Raw genomic sequence first — 15,579 nt, forward strand, 5'->3', positions numbered from 1 at the left:
TTCGTCCTGAGCCAGGATCAAACTCTCCGATAAAGTAGTTTGACTGACTACGCACATCGCTGTGCGATTTATAAAAATGAATTAACAGGTACATTTTGTCTTGTTTAGTTTTCAAAGAACTTTGTTTACCGCTCGTTTAAGCGACTTTATTATCATAACATTTACCGCCGCTACTGTCAACAACTTTTTAGCATTTCCTTTTCAAAAAAGCTGTTCGTCATCAGCGACGTATATTAGAATAACACCTTCAGTTGTCTAAGTCAATACATAATATCAATTAAATGATAAATTGCTTAATAACGACTAACGCAGCTATTCCGGGTATCCCTAAAATTCCGCTGATAGCTGTTGTAACCAGATTAATCGGCACATGAATGCCAAGACTGCCGCCAAACATATTTACACAAACCAGCAGCAAAGCACCTGCCACAAATTTAACAGCTGTGATGCCCATCCACTTTAAAGGCTTCGCAGTTGAACCTGATAAAAAAAGAAGAATAACCAGTCCTAAAATAATCCCAATAATAAAAATAGGCTCCATGAATCTTCTCATCTCCTTCGCTTGTTCTAGTACAAGCTTATGAGAAGATCCAGGAGTTTAGACCACTTACTTCCACCGGCTGATTTTTAAATTTCGCTGCTTCGCTTCCCTTAAGTAAAAAAAATACTTCGCTTCAGCTACTTTCAGTTCGTATAACACTTCAGCAGACGGTTCTAAGCTTTTTTCGACCAGCTTTTTTTGCCTGTTCCACTCTTCCTTTTGCTTAAAAAGCTGCTCGGTTAGTTTTTCATCAAACTCTCTTCTTAATGTTTTCTTGCGAAGAAAACCCATGGATCGCTTTTTCCTCCTTACAATTCACGTCTTCCTTCAAGTGCTTTAGAAAGAGTGACCTCGTCAGCATATTCCAAGTCACCGCCGACGGGCAGTCCGTGGGCAATACGGGAGAGCTTAATACCAGACGGCTTGAGGAGCCTTGATATATACATCGCCGTTGCTTCCCCTTCTATATTAGGGTTTGTCGCGAGGATCACTTCTGTCACTTGATCATCCTGTAATCGTTTTAACAATTCTGGTATTTTAATATCCTCCGGTCCAATGCCGTCCATTGGAGAAATAGCGCCGTGAAGAACGTGATACTGTCCGTTGTATTCCTTCATTTTCTCCATAGCGATAACATCCTTAGGGTCTTGCACAACACAGATAACAGACTTATCCCTGCGCGTATCTTCACATATATAGCAAGGGTCCTGATCTGTAATATGCCCGCAAACTGAACAATATGTCAGGTTGCGTTTCGCATTTACTAATGCTTTCGCAAAATCTAATACTACATCTTCTTTCATACCTAGAACAAAAAAAGCCAGACGAACCGCTGTTTTCGGTCCGATCCCTGGCAATTTCATAAAGCTGTCAATCAGCTTTGATATTGGTTCAGGATATTGCATGTTCTTTTATCCCCCTAGAATAAACCTGGCATGTTCATTCCCTTTGTAAATTGACCCATTGTTTCGTTTGTGATTTCGTCAACTTTTTTCAAAGCTTCATTCGTTGCAGCAAGCACTAAATCTTGAAGCATATCAATATCTTCAGGATCAACGACTTCTTCTTTGATGATAACATCCAGGATTTCTTTTTGGCCGTTTGCTTTTACTGTTACCATACCGCCGCCTGCAGTTCCTTCAACAACCTTTTCTGCAAGCTCTTCTTGAGCCTTCGCCATGTCCTTTTGCATTTTTTGCATTTGTTTCATCATTTTTTGCATATTACCCATTCCGCCACGCATAGCATTCACTCTCTTTCATTTTGTTAGTCTTTTATTTCAATTAAATCCGCTCCAACAAGCTTTTTCGCTTCGGCAATAAGCGGGTCTTCTTCAGCCGGTTCATTTGATCCTTCATTTTCCTGCTGATGATCTTCTAAAAATTCTTCTCTTATTTTACCCCATTGTGCTTCTGGAACGCCAATCAAATCCATTCTTTTTCCGAGCATCGATTCTAAAATCTGCTCAAGATTAGTCCGGACTCCGTTGTTATCCTCAGCGACCATTTTACAATGAATTTCATATTTGAATTTCAGAACAAATGCCGCCGATCCGGCAGCCACAGGTTCACTGTCATTCAGCAAAGCGGCATGTGATACTTTGTTTTGCTGTTTGAGATGAGCAAGAAGCTTGCCCCAACTGTTTCTGAGCAGATCAAGATCCGGTCTTGTGGCTTCCTTCAAAATCTCATGAATTCTGCCTACTGGCGCTTTGTAATTGGATTTCCCGCCCTTTGGCACACGCGGCGCTTCTTTTTTCGGGCTTTCCGCAGCTGCTTTTATGCCCGTTGTTTTGAGCCGCTCTACTTCCTGTTCGAGCTGCTGGATTTTTTTCATCAGCATATCCACTTCCGGGAGATCAGCAGCAGATTGATGTGAGGTTTGGCAAATCTTCACAACGGCCACTTCGAAAAAGATACGCGGATGATTTGTCCATTTCATTTCCTGATGGCTCTTGTTCAGAATATCAATCATTTCATATAGGGCCTGAGCCGGAATTTGTTCACTTAGTTCCCGGAACGTTTCATCAACTTTTACTTTCTCAAGAACTCCCTCTAAGCCAGGGGCTGTTTTGTACAGCAGCATGTCCCTGAAATAGAAAATCATATCTTCTATCAGCTTAGCTGGATCTTTTCCTTGCTGAAGCAATTCATTTAATGTTTCCAGTGCGTCAGAAACGTTTTTATCATGCAGGGATTGTGCAAGCTTCCCGATATATAATTGAGAAACAGCACCCGTAATTAAAAGCGCATCTTCGACTTTCAGGATATCGCCGCTGAATGATATGGCCTGATCAAGAAGGCTCAGGGCATCCCTCATCCCTCCGTCTGCAGCACTCGCGATGATATCCAGCGATCCTTCCTCCACTTGCAGCTGTTCAGCATCAACAATTTTATTCATGCGGCCTACAATCGCCTGGGAGGTAATTCGTTTAAAGTCAAAACGCTGACATCTAGAGATAATGGTTAAAGGAATTTTGTGTGGTTCAGTTGTTGCTAATATGAAAATACAATGCTCAGGCGGCTCTTCTAATGTTTTTAGTAATGCATTAAAAGCGCCGATAGAAAGCATATGCACCTCATCTATGATATATACCTTATATGTGACGGCCGACGGGGCAAACTTCACTTTATCGCGAATGTCACGAATCTCATCAACACCGTTATTAGAAGCGGCGTCAATTTCTATGACATCGGATATTGACCCGTTTGTTATCCCTTTACAGGCCGCACATTCGTTGCATGGCTCATCAACAGGAGCATGTTCACAGTTGACAGCCTTAGCAAATATTTTGGCTGCACTGGTTTTTCCGGTTCCTCTTGGCCCGGAAAACAGATAGGCGTGAGAAAACTTTTTTTGCAAAAGGGCATTTTGCAGCGTTTTTGTAATGTGTTCTTGTCCGACCACATCTTCAAAGCGCTGAGGCCTGAATACTCGATATAAAGCTTGGTAACTCACGGGTTTGCCCTCCTCCGTTATTCATCATTCCCATTATACATGAACCTTGTTTCGATTCCAAAAGCTCTTTTTACATAACAAAAAACTCACCTAATATTAGGTGAGTCTGAAAATTTGATGATTGATTTACCGTGCACCTTCTGTCGATTCGCTACCCTAAGCGTTACTTAAGCAGTTAGCTCGGCCCAGGCAACCCTGCGGCACATGAGAGGTTTCACTTAATGCTGCTTCCTTCCGGACCTGACATGGTTCATGAATTCCCATTGCGCAGGACCCAAACGTCAACACCACTTACTTAAGGCAGGCCTTAAAGTAAACGAACCTCGAGAAGGGATTCGGCCCTGCTAGAGCGGATTGCAGGTACAGGGCACCGCTACCTCCCCGCTTAGCACGGCAAAATAAATATCAAATTTTATGTTGCATCTATTACGATGCACACTTAAGTATATCTGTTTCCCCTAAAAATTGCAACCGTACTATTCAGACAAGTTTTTCCTGGCAGCTTTCTTCTTTTTTCTTAGTTCTCTGAAAAACGCACTGAGCATTCCGCCGCATTCTTCCTCAAGTACACCGCTCACCACTTCAGCCTGATGATTAAAGCGTTCCTCCTGGAGAAGGTTCATTAGCGTGCCTGAACAGCCGCCTTTCGGATCAAATGCGCCAAAAACCACTTTTTCCACTCGAGAAAGTACGACTGCACCAGCACACATTGGACAAGGCTCAAGCGTCACATAAAGAGTCGCACCTTCCAGCCGCCATGTTCCCAGTGCCTTACACGCTTCATCAATCACAAGCATTTCTGCATGGGCAATAGATCGTTGCTCAGTCTCTCTTAAATTATGTGCACGCGCTATAATTTCATCATTAACGACAAGCACCGCACCTATTGGCACTTCACCTTTCTCTTCAGCCTTTTTCGCTTCTTTAATTGCTTCTTTCATATAAAGTTCATCTTGTGTCATAAGGATAAGCTCTCTTTTCAAAGTTTTTTCATTGCCTAAAAAGGCTACATATTAACTATAACTGAAACGGAAAGGAGACTGTCGATTGTCCAAAGCAGATACAGCCCTTCTCATTGTAGACATGATCAATAATTTTGAATTCGATATGGGAGAAACCCTCGCTAAAAAAACAGAAAAAATCGTTCCTCATATTTTATCATTAAAGGAGCACGCGAGACAAAATGAATGGCCGATTATTTACATCAATGATCATTATGGACTTTGGCAAGCTGACATTAAAAACATTCAGCAAGAATGCACAAATGAAAGAAGCAAGGATATCATCACTAAGATAGCCCCGGAAGATGCTGATTATTTTTTAATCAAACCAAAACATTCCGCTTTCTACGAAACTGCACTTCACACCCTTCTTACTGAGTTGCAGGTGAGACATATTATCTTAACAGGTATAGCCGGCAATATATGTGTGCTGTTTACCGCTAATGACGCTTATATGAGGGAATACAGCATCACGATTCCTAAGGACTGTATCGCGTCAAACAGTGACGAAGATAACGAATTCGCCTTAACTATGATGGAGAATGTTCTTTTCGCAGAAATTACGACGGAAGAACAAATTACAGAAAAATAAACATGATCAGCGCTTTTCTTTCATACATTGATAGCGATATGAAAGGAGGCGTTTTTCATTCAAATTTATGTGGTAAAACAAGGCGACACTCTTTCTGCTATCGCTTCACAATACAGAACAACCGCAAATGAGATCACTGAAACGAATGAAATACCGAATCCCGACAGCCTTGTTGTCGGACAAACCATTGTCATTCCAATAGCCGGCCAGTTCTATGATGTGAAGCGAGGTGATACCCTGACATCCATCGCCCGGCAGTTCAATACAACAGCAGCCGAGCTCGCAAGGGTTAACCGCATCCAGTTAAATACCGTGCTTCAGATTGGTTTCCGTTTATACATCCCTCCAGCTCCTAAACGAGACATCGAATCAAATGCTTATTTGGAGCCCCGAGGAAATCAAGTCAGCGAAAATCTCCAGCAGGCGGCCAGAGAAGCGTCGCCCTACTTAACGTACCTTGGCGCATTCAGCTTCCAGGCACAGCGGAACGGAACCTTAGTCGCACCGCCTTTAACGAATTTAAGGAGCATTACAGAAAGTCAAAATACAACATTGATGATGATTATAACGAACCTAGAAAACCAGGCATTTAGTGATGAACTTGGCCGGATCCTTTTGAACGACGAAACTGTAAAAAGAAGGCTTCTAAATGAAATAGTGGAGAATGCCAAGAGATATGGCTTCCGTGACATTCATTTCGACTTTGAATATTTGCGGCCCCAGGATAGAGAGGCCTATAATCAATTTCTCCGCGAAGCAAGGGATCTTTTTCATCGAGAGGGCTTAGAAATTTCTACGGCTCTTGCTCCTAAAACAAGTGCAACACAGCAGGGCAGATGGTATGAAGCTCATGATTACAGGGCGCATGGCCAAATTGTCGACTTTGTTGTTCTCATGACATATGAATGGGGCTATAGCGGCGGGCCGCCTCAAGCGGTTTCTCCAATTGGACCTGTCCGTGATGTCATAGAATATGCTTTGACTGAAATGCCTGCGAACAAAATTGTCATGGGCCAGAATTTATATGGATATGACTGGACGCTGCCATATACAGCAGGGGGAACTCCAGCAAGAGCAGTAAGCCCTCAGCAAGCCATTGTCATAGCTGATCAGAACAATGCTTCCATTCAGTATGACCAAACCGCTCAAGCTCCTTTCTTCCGCTATACTGATGCAGAAAACAGAAGGCACGAGGTATGGTTCGAGGATGCCCGCTCGATTCAAGCAAAATTCAATCTGATTAAAGAGCTGAATTTAAGAGGCATCAGCTATTGGAAGCTGGGTCTTTCCTTTCCACAAAACTGGCTGCTGCTGTCTGATCAATTTAATGTTGTCAAAAAGACGTTTCGATAATTTGGAAACGTCTTTTTTTCATGGGGGCACCCAAGGGTTGTGATACAATATGAAGGTCGGTAACTGACGCACGTTTTTCAGATATAAGGAGGATTCCGATGAATACAGCCCCTTTTATTGCAATAGAAGGTCCTATCGGGGCAGGAAAAACAACTCTCGCAACGATGCTCTCACAAGAGTTCGGATTCCCTATGATCAATGAGATTGTAGAGGATAACCCGTACCTTGATAAGTTTTATGACAATATAGAGGAATGGAGCTTCCAGCTCGAGATGTTTTTTCTTTGTCACAGATACAAACAGCTTGAAGACACCAGTGATCACTTTTTAAAAAAGGGACAGCCTGTAATAGCTGATTATCATATTTATAAAAATGTGATTTTTGCGGAACGCACCTTGTCTCCACATCAGCTGGAAAAATACAAAAAGATATATCACCTGCTAACGGATGATCTGCCAAAGCCGAATTTCATCATTTACATAAAGGCCAGTCTGCCTACATTGCTACACCGCATTGAAAAACGCGGGCGCCCCTTTGAGAAAAAAATTGAAACTAGCTATTTGGAGCAGCTGATTTCAGATTATGAAGTCGCCATCAAGCAGCTGCAGGAAGCAGACCCTGAACTTACAGTGTTAACCGTAGATGGTGATTCAAAGGATTTCGTTTTGAATAAGAGCGACTTTGAACGCATTGCCGCCCATGTAAAGGAGCTTATCGTATGAAGGAACATCATATCCCTAAGAATTCAATTATTACAGTAGCAGGAACAGTAGGTGTCGGAAAATCGACTTTAACAAAAACTTTAGCTAAACGGCTTGGATTTAAAACATCTTTGGAGGAAGTCGATCATAATCCATACTTGGAAAAGTTCTATCATGATTTTGAACGTTGGAGCTTTCACCTTCAAATTTATTTCTTAGCTGAACGCTTCAAAGAACAGAAAACAATTTTTGAAGCCGGCGGAGGTTTTGTACAGGATCGTTCGATTTATGAAGATACAGGAATTTTCGCAAAAATGCATGCTGATAAAGGGACAATGTCAAAGGTTGATTATAAGACTTACACAAGCCTTTTCGAAGCAATGGTGATGACACCGTATTTCCCACACCCAGATGTGTTGATCTATTTAGAAGGAGATCTGGAGAACATTTTAAACCGGATTGAACAACGCGGCCGCGAGATGGAGCTTCAGACAAGCAGGTCTTATTGGGAAGAAATGCATACACGCTACGAGAACTGGATAAGCGGTTTTAATGCCTGTCCTGTTTTAAAACTTCGCATTGAAGATTATGATCTTCTGAACGACGAAAACTCGATTGAAAATATTGTAGATCAAATTGCTTCAGTTATTCATGATAATCAAAAAAAGTGAATCTCAGTCGAGATTCACTTTTTCTTTAAAATAAAAAATCCGCCGCACCGAATGCAACGGACAAAACAATCTCCAATATATGCTTGTGTTTCATTAGAATTAAAATCAATATGGCGGAGGAAGAGGGATTCGAACCCCCGCGGGCTTTGACACCCCTGTCGGTTTTCAAGACCGATCCCTTCAGCCGGACTTGGGTATTCCTCCGTATCGACAAGACCTACTATATCACGTATGTTCTCGTGTGGTCAAGCATTTTTAAAAACTTTTTTTGTTTTTATGAAAATGCCATGTTTACATAAGCAAAAAGGCGCACCTTGTCAGGCACGCCTTTCCATAATTTACGGTTTTATTACTTCTCTACTCCCCATATAAGGACGAAGCACTTTCGGAATCACAACGCTTCCGTCTTCCTGCTGATAATTTTCTAAGATTGCGGCAACTGTTCTTCCAACCGCCAGTCCTGAACCGTTCAGTGTGTGTACATGCTCAGGCTTGCCTTTCGCTTCACGTCTGAAACGAATATTCGCACGTCTCGCCTGGAACGCTTCGAAGTTGCTGCAAGAAGAGATTTCTCGATATGTGTCTTGGCTTGGAATCCAAACTTCGATATCGTATTTTTTCGCAGCCGTAAAGCCTAAGTCACCCGTACACATGCTCATGACACGGTATGGAAGCTCAAGCAGCTGAAGAACCCGTTCTGCTTGGTTTGTAAGCTTCTCTAATTCTTCATAAGAATCTTCAGGCTTCACAAACTTTACAAGCTCAACTTTATTAAATTGGTGCTGACGAATTAATCCGCGTGTGTCACGTCCTGCTGAACCAGCTTCAGAACGGAAGCAAGCACTGAATGCCGCATAGTTGATCGGCAGGCTGTCACCTGAAAGGATTTCATCGCGATGCATGTTTGTAATCGGCACTTCCGCCGTTGGAATTAAGAAATAATCTTCTTCTCTGATTTTAAATGCATCCTCTTCAAATTTAGGAAGCTGCCCCGTTCCCGTCATGCTTGCGCGGTTTACCATATATGGCGGGATCACTTCAGTGTAGTTATACTCATCCACATGCAGATCAAGCATAAAGTTATAAAGCGCACGCTCCAGACGAGCACCTAAGCCTTTATAGAACACGAAACGGCTTCCTGTTACTTTGGCAGCACGTTCAAAATCCAGAATACCCAGCTCATCCGCAATATCCCAGTGCGGCTTCGGCTCATAAGCAAATGAAGGCTTTTCACCCCATTTACGCACTTCTACGTTGTCGTCTTCTGTTTCACCGACAGGTACAGACTCATGCGGAATATTTGGGATTGAGAGCAGGATTGTATCAAGCTCAGCTTCCACTGTCCGTAATTCTTCATCGAGCTTTTTAATTTCCTCGCCGACTTCACGCATTTCTTTAATAATGTGATCCGCGTCTTTTTTCTCACGCTTCAGCACAGCAACCTGCTGAGAAACTTCATTTCGTTTTCCTTTTAACTCTTCAACCTTGCCGATAAGCTCTCTTCGTCTATCATCCAGCGCCTCAAACTTATCAAAATCAGTTAAGTCTTCGCCTTTGTGTACAAGCTTTGCTTTAATTTCTTGAAAATTTGCTCTCAGCATTTTCGTATCAAGCATGCGAAACACTCCTTTTTTTATTGATTTATCGAAAATAAAAAGAGCCCTCATCCCCATAAAGGGACGAGAGCTCTCGCGTTGCCACCCTGATTGAAAACAAATCAAAGACTCGTTTTCCACTTTCAAACATAACGGTTATCCCGTAAATGCCTACTCGCTTCAGCATTTCGCTCAAGGATGGATTCAGACAGCATCTTTCACCGATTCGCACCAACCATCGGCTCTCTTAGAAAGAGAGGCTCCCTACTAGTTCCTATCAACGCTTTTCGATCTTTATTTGTGCTTATAATGTACTATAAGTTTCCACAGCTTTCAACTGTTTTATACAAGTGCCTTTTGCTTATATTCCTCAACCATTTCAACAAACAGCTGCGTCACTCGGTGATCTTCTGTCAGCTCCGGATGGAATGAGCAGCCAAGGAATTGCCCCTGTTTCGCGGCTACAATACGACCATTATGCTCCGATAGAACTTCAACATTTTCACCAGCTTCTAAAATATGCGGAGCACGGATGAATACCCCAGTAAAAGGCTCGTCCAAGCCTTTAATTGTTAAATCAGCTTCAAAGCTGTCAACCTGCCGGCCAAATGAATTACGTTCTACAACCACATTCAGAAGACCTAAATGAGGATTATCTGAACCGGCAATTTCTTTTGCTAATATAATTAATCCGGCACATGTTCCAAACATCGGTTTGCCCTGAGCAGCGAATTCACGAAGCGGCTCCATGAATTGATACGTATCGATCAAACGGCGCATCGTCGTGCTCTCACCGCCTGGCAAAATCAACCCGTCAACTTCGTTCAGCTGCTCCGGACGTTTTACGACAAGACCAGCCGCGCCGCATGCTTCAATCGCATGGATGTGCTCTCTAACTGCTCCTTGAAGTCCTAGTACACCTATTGTTAACATGTCAGCAGCGCTCCTATGTTCTTACCAGCCGCGTTCTTGCATACGCTGTTCTGGAAGTAAGTTTGAGATTTCAATCCCTTTCATTGCAGTACCAAGCTCTTTTGACAACTCAGAGATCAATTTGTAATCAGTAAAGTGAGTTGTTGCTTCCACAATTGCTTTCGCAAATTTAGCAGGGTTGTCTGATTTGAAAATACCAGAACCAACAAATACTCCGTCAGCACCGAGCTGCATCATGAGAGCAGCATCAGCTGGAGTTGCTACGCCGCCAGCGGCAAAGTTAACGACAGGAAGCTTGCCGTCTTTTTTAATTTGAAGAAGAAGCTCGTAAGGAGCACCTAGGTTTTTCGCTTCTGTCATTAGTTCATCCTCACTCATCGCAACTACTTTGCGCACTTGAGCGTTAACTTTGCGCATATGGCGAACAGCCTCAACAATATTACCTGTTCCAGGCTCACCTTTTGTGCGAAGCATAGAAGCACCTTCCGCAATACGGCGTGTTGCTTCACCAAGATCACGGCAGCCACAGACAAAAGGAACTGTGTATTCATTTTTATTTAAATGAAATTCTTCGTCAGCTGGCGTCAGAACTTCACTTTCATCAATATAGTCAACACCCATAGCTTCAAGCACGCGCGCTTCAACAATATGTCCTATACGCGCTTTTGCCATTACCGGGATAGATACTGCATTCATTACTTCTTCCACGATTGTAGGGTCAGCCATACGGGCAACTCCTCCAGCCGCGCGAATATCTGCTGGCACACGTTCTAGCGCCATTACAGCGACAGCTCCAGCTTCTTCAGCGATTTTCGCTTGTTCCGCATTGATGACATCCATGATGACGCCGCCTTTTTGCATTTCTGCCATTCCGCGTTTTACACGTTCAGTACCTGTTTGAGCCATTTCTTGGTCCCCCTAATCAAGGTATAGTTATATGATTTCTAATTCTTATTGTATCCTAGAAATCCAATAATTCATATGGATATATACTATTTTATTCGGTTTTTAGCGCTTTGAAAATCATTTTTTATTAAAAATTGGGTTTTTTCAGTATATTACGCGAAAGAGCCCTAACATCCATCAGAGCTCTTTCAATTGATTAAAACCAGCCGGTTACCGTATCAACAATGCTTCCCCAAATTCCGGCAAAAAATCCGCCGATACTGCGCATTGTCAAAACAAACCAGTTTGCTTTTTCTACATTTTCTTTTGTAACAAGGTCTACGCCAGCCAAATCGCTGTTAATGAATCCGTAATCCTTTTCATCACCTGTGTATTCCGCAGTCAGCTTCCCAACCTTGGTTCCTTTTTTCACAGGAGCAGTTAAGTTGTCTTTATTCAGTGTGACCTTCGCTTTGTAATTCTTTTCTTCACCATTTTTGACAGGAAGAGAGAACGCCTTGTTTGTCACAATGCCTACTTCTTTCTCTTTACCCTTATCAACTGAAATTGTTTTATGGCCTTTTACTTGATCGCCTTCAGCATAAATTTCTTTCATGGAGAAATTGTCGAAAGCATAATCAAACATTTTTTTCGTTTCATCGAAACGGCCTGTATGAAGGTTGCCCTTTGCGTTTAAAACAACAGTGATGACACGCATACCGTTGCGTTCAGCTGTTCCTGTAAAGCATGAACCCGCAGAGTCAGTAGAACCTGTTTTCAGTCCGTCTACAGTCGCTTTTTTATACTCGCTGACAAGCCCCTTCAGCATAAAATTCCAGTTCGGCATGTCCATTTCATCATCGGTGCCTTCTCTGAATTTCGTTTTGGCGATACTGGAAGTCTCCAGTATCTCAGGGTAATCAGTAATCAAGTGATCCGCAAGAATCGCCATATCCTTTGCAGAAACTTCACTTTCTTCATTTACGCTTGTCCCCTCAGGCTGATGCCCGTGAAGATCTTTGTTTTCAAGACCTGTTGCGTTAACAAATTTGTAATCTGTTAAGCCTAGTTCTTTTGCTTTTGCATTCATTTTTTCAACAAACTTAGTTTCAGAACCGGCAACGATTTCTGCAATCGCAATAGCAGCAGCATTTGCAGAATAAATTGCTGTAGCTTGATATAATTCTTTTACTGTGTATTTCCCGTCTTTCCGAAGAGGAACGTTTGATAAGCTGTTATCTTGGGAAATTTCATACACATAGTCATCAGGCGTATAGGTTTGGTCCCATTTCACTTTACCTTGATCAATTGCTTCCAATAACAGATACTCTGTCATCATTTTTGTCATACTCGCAATTGGCAGTCTCTTATCTGCATTTTTACTGTAAAGAATTTTACCTGAAGAAGCTTCGATCATAATAGCAGCAGATGCATTGATATCAATTGGATCGCTGGCTGCTTTTGCTTTTGACATTGGAGCCAGACACGTGACAGCTAGAGTTAACACAACCAATGACATCAGTAGCTGTTTACATTTCTTGATGTTCAATCGTACGACCTCCGTATTTCATTTTCTTCATCTATAATTAAGCCGTTAAGGACATTTTCAATGCACAACAGTATAAATTTTATCATAATCAGTATAAAAAAAATAGACAGAGTCAGAGACCCTGTCAAATGTTTTTAATTTGTAACAATTTATTATGAAATTGTATAGTTAGGTGATTCTTTTGTAATCTGTACGTCATGCGGATGGCTTTCGCGAAGTCCTGCGCCTGTCATGCGAATGAACTGAGCTTCTTCTCTTAGCGCACGCAGATCTTTGGACCCGCAATACCCCATACCAGAACGAAGGCCTCCGACTAGCTGATAAACGGTTTCTTCAACTGGTCCTTTGTAAGGTGTGCGTCCTTCAATTCCTTCAGGAACAAATTTTTTGTTTTCTTCTTGGAAGTAACGGTCTTTACTTCCTTTTTCCATTGCAGCAACTGATCCCATGCCGCGGTATACCTTAAATCTTCTGCCTTGGTAGATTTCAGTTTCACCAGGGCTTTCTGATGTGCCTGCAAGCAAGCTTCCGAGCATAACAGCATGTCCGCCGGCTGCCAATGCTTTAGTGATATCGCCAGAGAATTTAATCCCACCGTCGGCGATGATTGTTTTGCCGTGTTTTCTTGCTTCAGTCGCACAATCATAAATTGCTGTAATTTGCGGAACACCCACGCCGGCTACAACACGTGTAGTACAAATTGAACCAGGCCCTATTCCAACTTTGACAACGTCTGCTCCAGCTTCGATAAGCGCTCTTGTCGCTTCAGCTGTTGCCACGTTTCCAGCAATAATGTTTAATTCGGGATACGTTTCACGGATTTTTGTGACTGTGTTTAAAACGCCTTGAGAGTGTCCGTGAGCTGTATCGATAACAATCACATCAACATTGGCTTCAACAAGCTTTTTGACGCGAGTCATTGTATCGCCAGTTACACCAACTGCCGCGCCAACGATCAGGCGGCCGTGAATGTCTTTAGATGAGTTCGGGAACTCAATGACTTTTTCAATGTCTTTAATTGTGATAAGACCTTTTAATTTATTCTGGTCATCTACGAGAGGAAGCTTTTCAATTTTATGTTTCTGCAAAATCTTTTCAGCTTCATCCAGAGTAGTTCCTACAGATGCAGTAACTAGCTCTTCTTTCGTCATGACGTCGCTGATTTTCATTGAGTAGTCAGAAATAAAACGAAGGTCACGGTTTGTTATAATTCCAACAAGCTTCTGGTCTTCTTCGTTATTTACAATCGGAACACCGGAAATTCTGTATTTCCCCATCAAATGCTCCGCATCAAATACTTGGTGATCAGGAGTTAAAAAGAAGGGATTTGTGATAACGCCGCGCTCAGAACGCTTTACTTTATCAACTTGTTCAGCCTGCTGTTCAATGGACATATTTTTGTGAATGATGCCCAAGCCGCCCTGTCTTGCCATTGCAATTGCCATTGCTGATTCTGTTACAGTGTCCATACCTGCGCTGATGACAGGAATATTTAGCTTTAACGTTTTTGTAAGTTCTACAGATAAATCCACATCACGCGGAAGTACCTCAGACTTTGCTGGTACAAGCAGCACATCGTCGAACGTTAAGCCTTCTTTTGAAAATTTACTTTCCCACATTAGTAAATCCCCCTCTTTTCGGCAAAATATTATATGTAGATTATCAACTAGCCAAGAGCATGTCAAGGAAGCGGGAAAGAGTTGAAATATTTAGATAACGGAAAGGATTAAGAAATATACATGACATATCATGAGTGGAAAGACTTAGCGCTATTTTACTCCGTTGAATCAACCCAGAAATTTCTAGAAAAGATTTATACCTTAAACGGTATTGACGATGCGAAAAAAAACTCTTTTAAAAACAGTGAACGGTTTATTTACTTCTTAAAGCATGCCGAATCGTTTTATAAACAAGCCGCATATTCTCCCTTAGAAATCAAACCGATTCTTTTATTTTATGGAATGGCACAGCTTATCAAAGCATGCTTAATTACACGTGATCCTCATTATCCAAGCCATACATCAGTACTGGCACATGGCGTAACAACAAGAAAACGAAAGAAACAAAATTATTGTTTTAGCGATGATGAAGTGAAAATACAACGAAATGGCCTATGCATACATTTTATGAAACATTTATTCGGACAATCGGATATAGTAGATGAACGGTATACCATGAATAAATTATTAATGGCCATTCCAGAACTTAGCGATATTTTCTACTTTCATCAGAAAGAACGATTTATGACAAAAGTTGAGAAGGATAAGAACGAAATTTTTGTACCGGAGGAAGTAGTAATCAATTACAAAATGTCTGATTCAAGGTTTGCTGAATACATGTCCCATCATTATCAATGGTCTTTTACAAAAAAAAATGAACACGGGCTGCTGTTCGAAATTTCACCACAAGACAAGGAGCCATGGACATCGACCAGCTTATTGTTTGACATGGAAAAGAACCAATATTATATCCCTTCTCAAAGGGAGCAATTTCTGAGGCTTCCCGAAATGACAATTCATTATTTGATTTTGTACAACGTTGGGATGATTGCAAGGTATGAAACAGAATGGTGGTATGAGTTATTAACACAGCATATAAGTGATGACTACGTGTTAATTCAGCAGTTTTTATTAGTAACAGAAAAGAAATTCCCTAAATACGCTTCACAGTTTCTTCTTCATTTTTAACAAACAAAAAACCCAGCTCAATGAGCTGGGTTTAAACTTGCTTGGCGGCGTCCTACTCTCACAGGGGGAAACCCCCGACTACCATCGGCGCTGAAGAGCTTAACTTCCGTGTT

16 protein-coding genes, 1 tRNA gene, 1 rRNA gene, 1 other RNA gene and 1 other annotated feature are annotated in these 15,579 nt (G+C 41.9%); of the genes, 5 read left to right on the plus strand and 14 right to left on the minus strand.

The window, feature by feature from the left end; translation table 11 throughout:
* Positions 1 to 277 precede the first annotated feature (277 nt).
* The 7 genes from bofA to tadA form a co-directional block, all read right to left on the minus strand.
* Positions 278 to 541 (minus strand): sigma-K factor-processing regulator BofA, encoded by a 264-nt coding sequence (bofA, locus tag SB658_RS21705; RefSeq protein WP_029726362.1) that lies wholly within the window; start codon positions 539 to 541, stop codon positions 278 to 280.
* A 66-nt stretch (positions 542 to 607) separates the two neighbouring features.
* A complete protein-coding gene (locus SB658_RS21710; RefSeq protein ID WP_003242387.1) occupies positions 608 to 832 on the minus strand; it encodes a YaaL family protein in 225 nt (74 codons plus the stop codon).
* 17 nt (positions 833 to 849) lie between these two features.
* The gene (gene recR, locus SB658_RS21715; RefSeq protein WP_003225425.1) at positions 850 to 1,446 is read right to left on the minus strand and encodes a recombination protein RecR; all 597 of its coding nucleotides are present in this window, start codon (positions 1,444 to 1,446) and stop codon (positions 850 to 852) included.
* Positions 1,447 to 1,460: 14 nt separating this feature from the next.
* Positions 1,461 to 1,784: a YbaB/EbfC family nucleoid-associated protein gene (locus SB658_RS21720; protein WP_003225427.1), complete on the minus strand. Its 324-nt coding sequence runs from the start codon at positions 1,782 to 1,784 to the stop codon at positions 1,461 to 1,463.
* Between the two features lie 23 nt (positions 1,785 to 1,807).
* Positions 1,808 to 3,499, minus strand: a complete 1,692-nt coding sequence (gene dnaX, locus SB658_RS21725) for a DNA polymerase III subunit gamma/tau (RefSeq protein WP_029317164.1) — start codon at positions 3,497 to 3,499, stop codon at positions 1,808 to 1,810.
* 129 nt (positions 3,500 to 3,628) lie between these two features.
* Positions 3,629 to 3,893, minus strand: an RNA gene (gene ffs / locus SB658_RS21730) — signal recognition particle sRNA large type.
* Positions 3,894 to 3,975: 82 nt separating this feature from the next.
* Positions 3,976 to 4,461: a tRNA adenosine(34) deaminase TadA gene (tadA, locus tag SB658_RS21735; protein ID WP_003226784.1), complete on the minus strand. Its 486-nt coding sequence runs from the start codon at positions 4,459 to 4,461 to the stop codon at positions 3,976 to 3,978.
* Positions 4,462 to 4,546: 85 nt separating this feature from the next.
* Here tadA and SB658_RS21740 point away from each other — a divergent pair, with 85 nt between their 5' ends.
* The 4 genes from SB658_RS21740 to dck all read left to right on the plus strand — a co-directional run bounded on the left by SB658_RS21740 (position 4,547) and on the right by dck (position 7,817).
* Positions 4,547 to 5,092, plus strand: a complete 546-nt coding sequence (locus SB658_RS21740) for a cysteine hydrolase family protein (protein WP_003226786.1) — start codon at positions 4,547 to 4,549, stop codon at positions 5,090 to 5,092.
* Positions 5,093 to 5,161: 69 nt separating this feature from the next.
* Complete coding sequence (locus SB658_RS21745) at positions 5,162 to 6,445, plus strand: glycoside hydrolase family 18 protein (RefSeq protein ID WP_003226788.1); 1,284 nt, start codon at positions 5,162 to 5,164, stop codon at positions 6,443 to 6,445.
* A 98-nt stretch (positions 6,446 to 6,543) separates the two neighbouring features.
* Positions 6,544 to 7,167: a deoxyguanosine kinase gene (gene dgk, locus SB658_RS21750; RefSeq protein ID WP_003226790.1), complete on the plus strand. Its 624-nt coding sequence runs from the start codon at positions 6,544 to 6,546 to the stop codon at positions 7,165 to 7,167.
* Positions 7,164 to 7,817, plus strand: coding sequence for a deoxyadenosine/deoxycytidine kinase (gene dck / locus SB658_RS21755; protein WP_003226792.1), 654 nt, complete (start codon positions 7,164 to 7,166; stop codon positions 7,815 to 7,817). Before dgk ends, dck begins: the two co-directional genes overlap by 4 nt.
* Positions 7,818 to 7,928: 111 nt before the next feature.
* Here the strand turns inward: dck and SB658_RS21760 are convergent.
* The 6 genes from SB658_RS21760 to guaB form a co-directional block, all read right to left on the minus strand.
* Positions 7,929 to 8,021, minus strand: a tRNA-Ser gene (locus tag SB658_RS21760).
* Between the two features lie 134 nt (positions 8,022 to 8,155).
* Positions 8,156 to 9,433, minus strand: coding sequence for a serine--tRNA ligase (serS, locus tag SB658_RS21765; protein ID WP_032676920.1), 1,278 nt, complete (start codon positions 9,431 to 9,433; stop codon positions 8,156 to 8,158).
* 56 nt (positions 9,434 to 9,489) lie between these two features.
* Positions 9,490 to 9,702: a binding site (T-box leader), on the minus strand.
* Positions 9,703 to 9,754: 52 nt separating this feature from the next.
* A complete protein-coding gene (gene pdxT, locus SB658_RS21770; RefSeq protein WP_003226797.1) occupies positions 9,755 to 10,345 on the minus strand; it encodes a pyridoxal 5'-phosphate synthase glutaminase subunit PdxT in 591 nt (196 codons plus the stop codon).
* Between the two features lie 21 nt (positions 10,346 to 10,366).
* On the minus strand, positions 10,367 to 11,251 hold the full coding sequence (pdxS, locus tag SB658_RS21775; RefSeq protein ID WP_003226799.1) for a pyridoxal 5'-phosphate synthase lyase subunit PdxS: 885 nt from the start codon (positions 11,249 to 11,251) through the stop codon (positions 10,367 to 10,369).
* 196 nt (positions 11,252 to 11,447) lie between these two features.
* Positions 11,448 to 12,779, minus strand: coding sequence for a D-alanyl-D-alanine carboxypeptidase (gene dacA / locus SB658_RS21780; protein WP_032676922.1), 1,332 nt, complete (start codon positions 12,777 to 12,779; stop codon positions 11,448 to 11,450).
* A 152-nt stretch (positions 12,780 to 12,931) separates the two neighbouring features.
* Positions 12,932 to 14,398, minus strand: coding sequence for an IMP dehydrogenase (gene guaB, locus SB658_RS21785; RefSeq protein WP_003226803.1), 1,467 nt, complete (start codon positions 14,396 to 14,398; stop codon positions 12,932 to 12,934).
* 120 nt (positions 14,399 to 14,518) lie between these two features.
* On the opposite strand from guaB, the gene SB658_RS21790 reads away from it, so the two are divergent.
* Positions 14,519 to 15,466, plus strand: a complete 948-nt coding sequence (locus tag SB658_RS21790; RefSeq protein ID WP_120363231.1) for a YaaC family protein — start codon at positions 14,519 to 14,521, stop codon at positions 15,464 to 15,466.
* A gap of 39 nt (positions 15,467 to 15,505) precedes the next feature.
* On the opposite strand, the gene rrf is transcribed toward SB658_RS21790, so the two are convergent.
* Positions 15,506 to 15,579: ribosomal RNA gene (rrf, locus tag SB658_RS28370) — 5S ribosomal RNA — on the minus strand; the annotation flags it as partial.

The organism is Bacillus sp. SIMBA_008, from assembly GCF_046535495.1.
GTDB classification, from domain to species: domain Bacteria; phylum Bacillota; class Bacilli; order Bacillales; family Bacillaceae; genus Bacillus; species Bacillus subtilis.

Coding starts and splice junctions, on each gene's coding strand:
- SB658_RS21710 (WP_003242387.1), bottom strand. CDS start 832: ATGGGTTTTCTTCGCAAGAAAACATTAAGAAGAGAGTTTGATGAAAAA.
- tadA (WP_003226784.1), bottom strand. CDS start 4,461: ATGACACAAGATGAACTTTATATGAAAGAAGCAATTAAAGAAGCGAAA.
- SB658_RS21720 (WP_003225427.1), bottom strand. CDS start 1,784: ATGCGTGGCGGAATGGGTAATATGCAAAAAATGATGAAACAAATGCAA.
- dgk (WP_003226790.1), top strand. CDS start 6,544: ATGAATACAGCCCCTTTTATTGCAATAGAAGGTCCTATCGGGGCAGGA.
- pdxS (WP_003226799.1), bottom strand. CDS start 11,251: ATGGCTCAAACAGGTACTGAACGTGTAAAACGCGGAATGGCAGAAATG.
- bofA (WP_029726362.1), bottom strand. CDS start 541: ATGGAGCCTATTTTTATTATTGGGATTATTTTAGGACTGGTTATTCTT.
- guaB (WP_003226803.1), bottom strand. CDS start 14,398: ATGTGGGAAAGTAAATTTTCAAAAGAAGGCTTAACGTTCGACGATGTG.
- recR (WP_003225425.1), bottom strand. CDS start 1,446: ATGCAATATCCTGAACCAATATCAAAGCTGATTGACAGCTTTATGAAA.
- dck (WP_003226792.1), top strand. CDS start 7,164: ATGAAGGAACATCATATCCCTAAGAATTCAATTATTACAGTAGCAGGA.
- SB658_RS21790 (WP_120363231.1), top strand. CDS start 14,519: ATGACATATCATGAGTGGAAAGACTTAGCGCTATTTTACTCCGTTGAA.
- serS (WP_032676920.1), bottom strand. CDS start 9,433: ATGCTTGATACGAAAATGCTGAGAGCAAATTTTCAAGAAATTAAAGCA.
- pdxT (WP_003226797.1), bottom strand. CDS start 10,345: ATGTTAACAATAGGTGTACTAGGACTTCAAGGAGCAGTTAGAGAGCAC.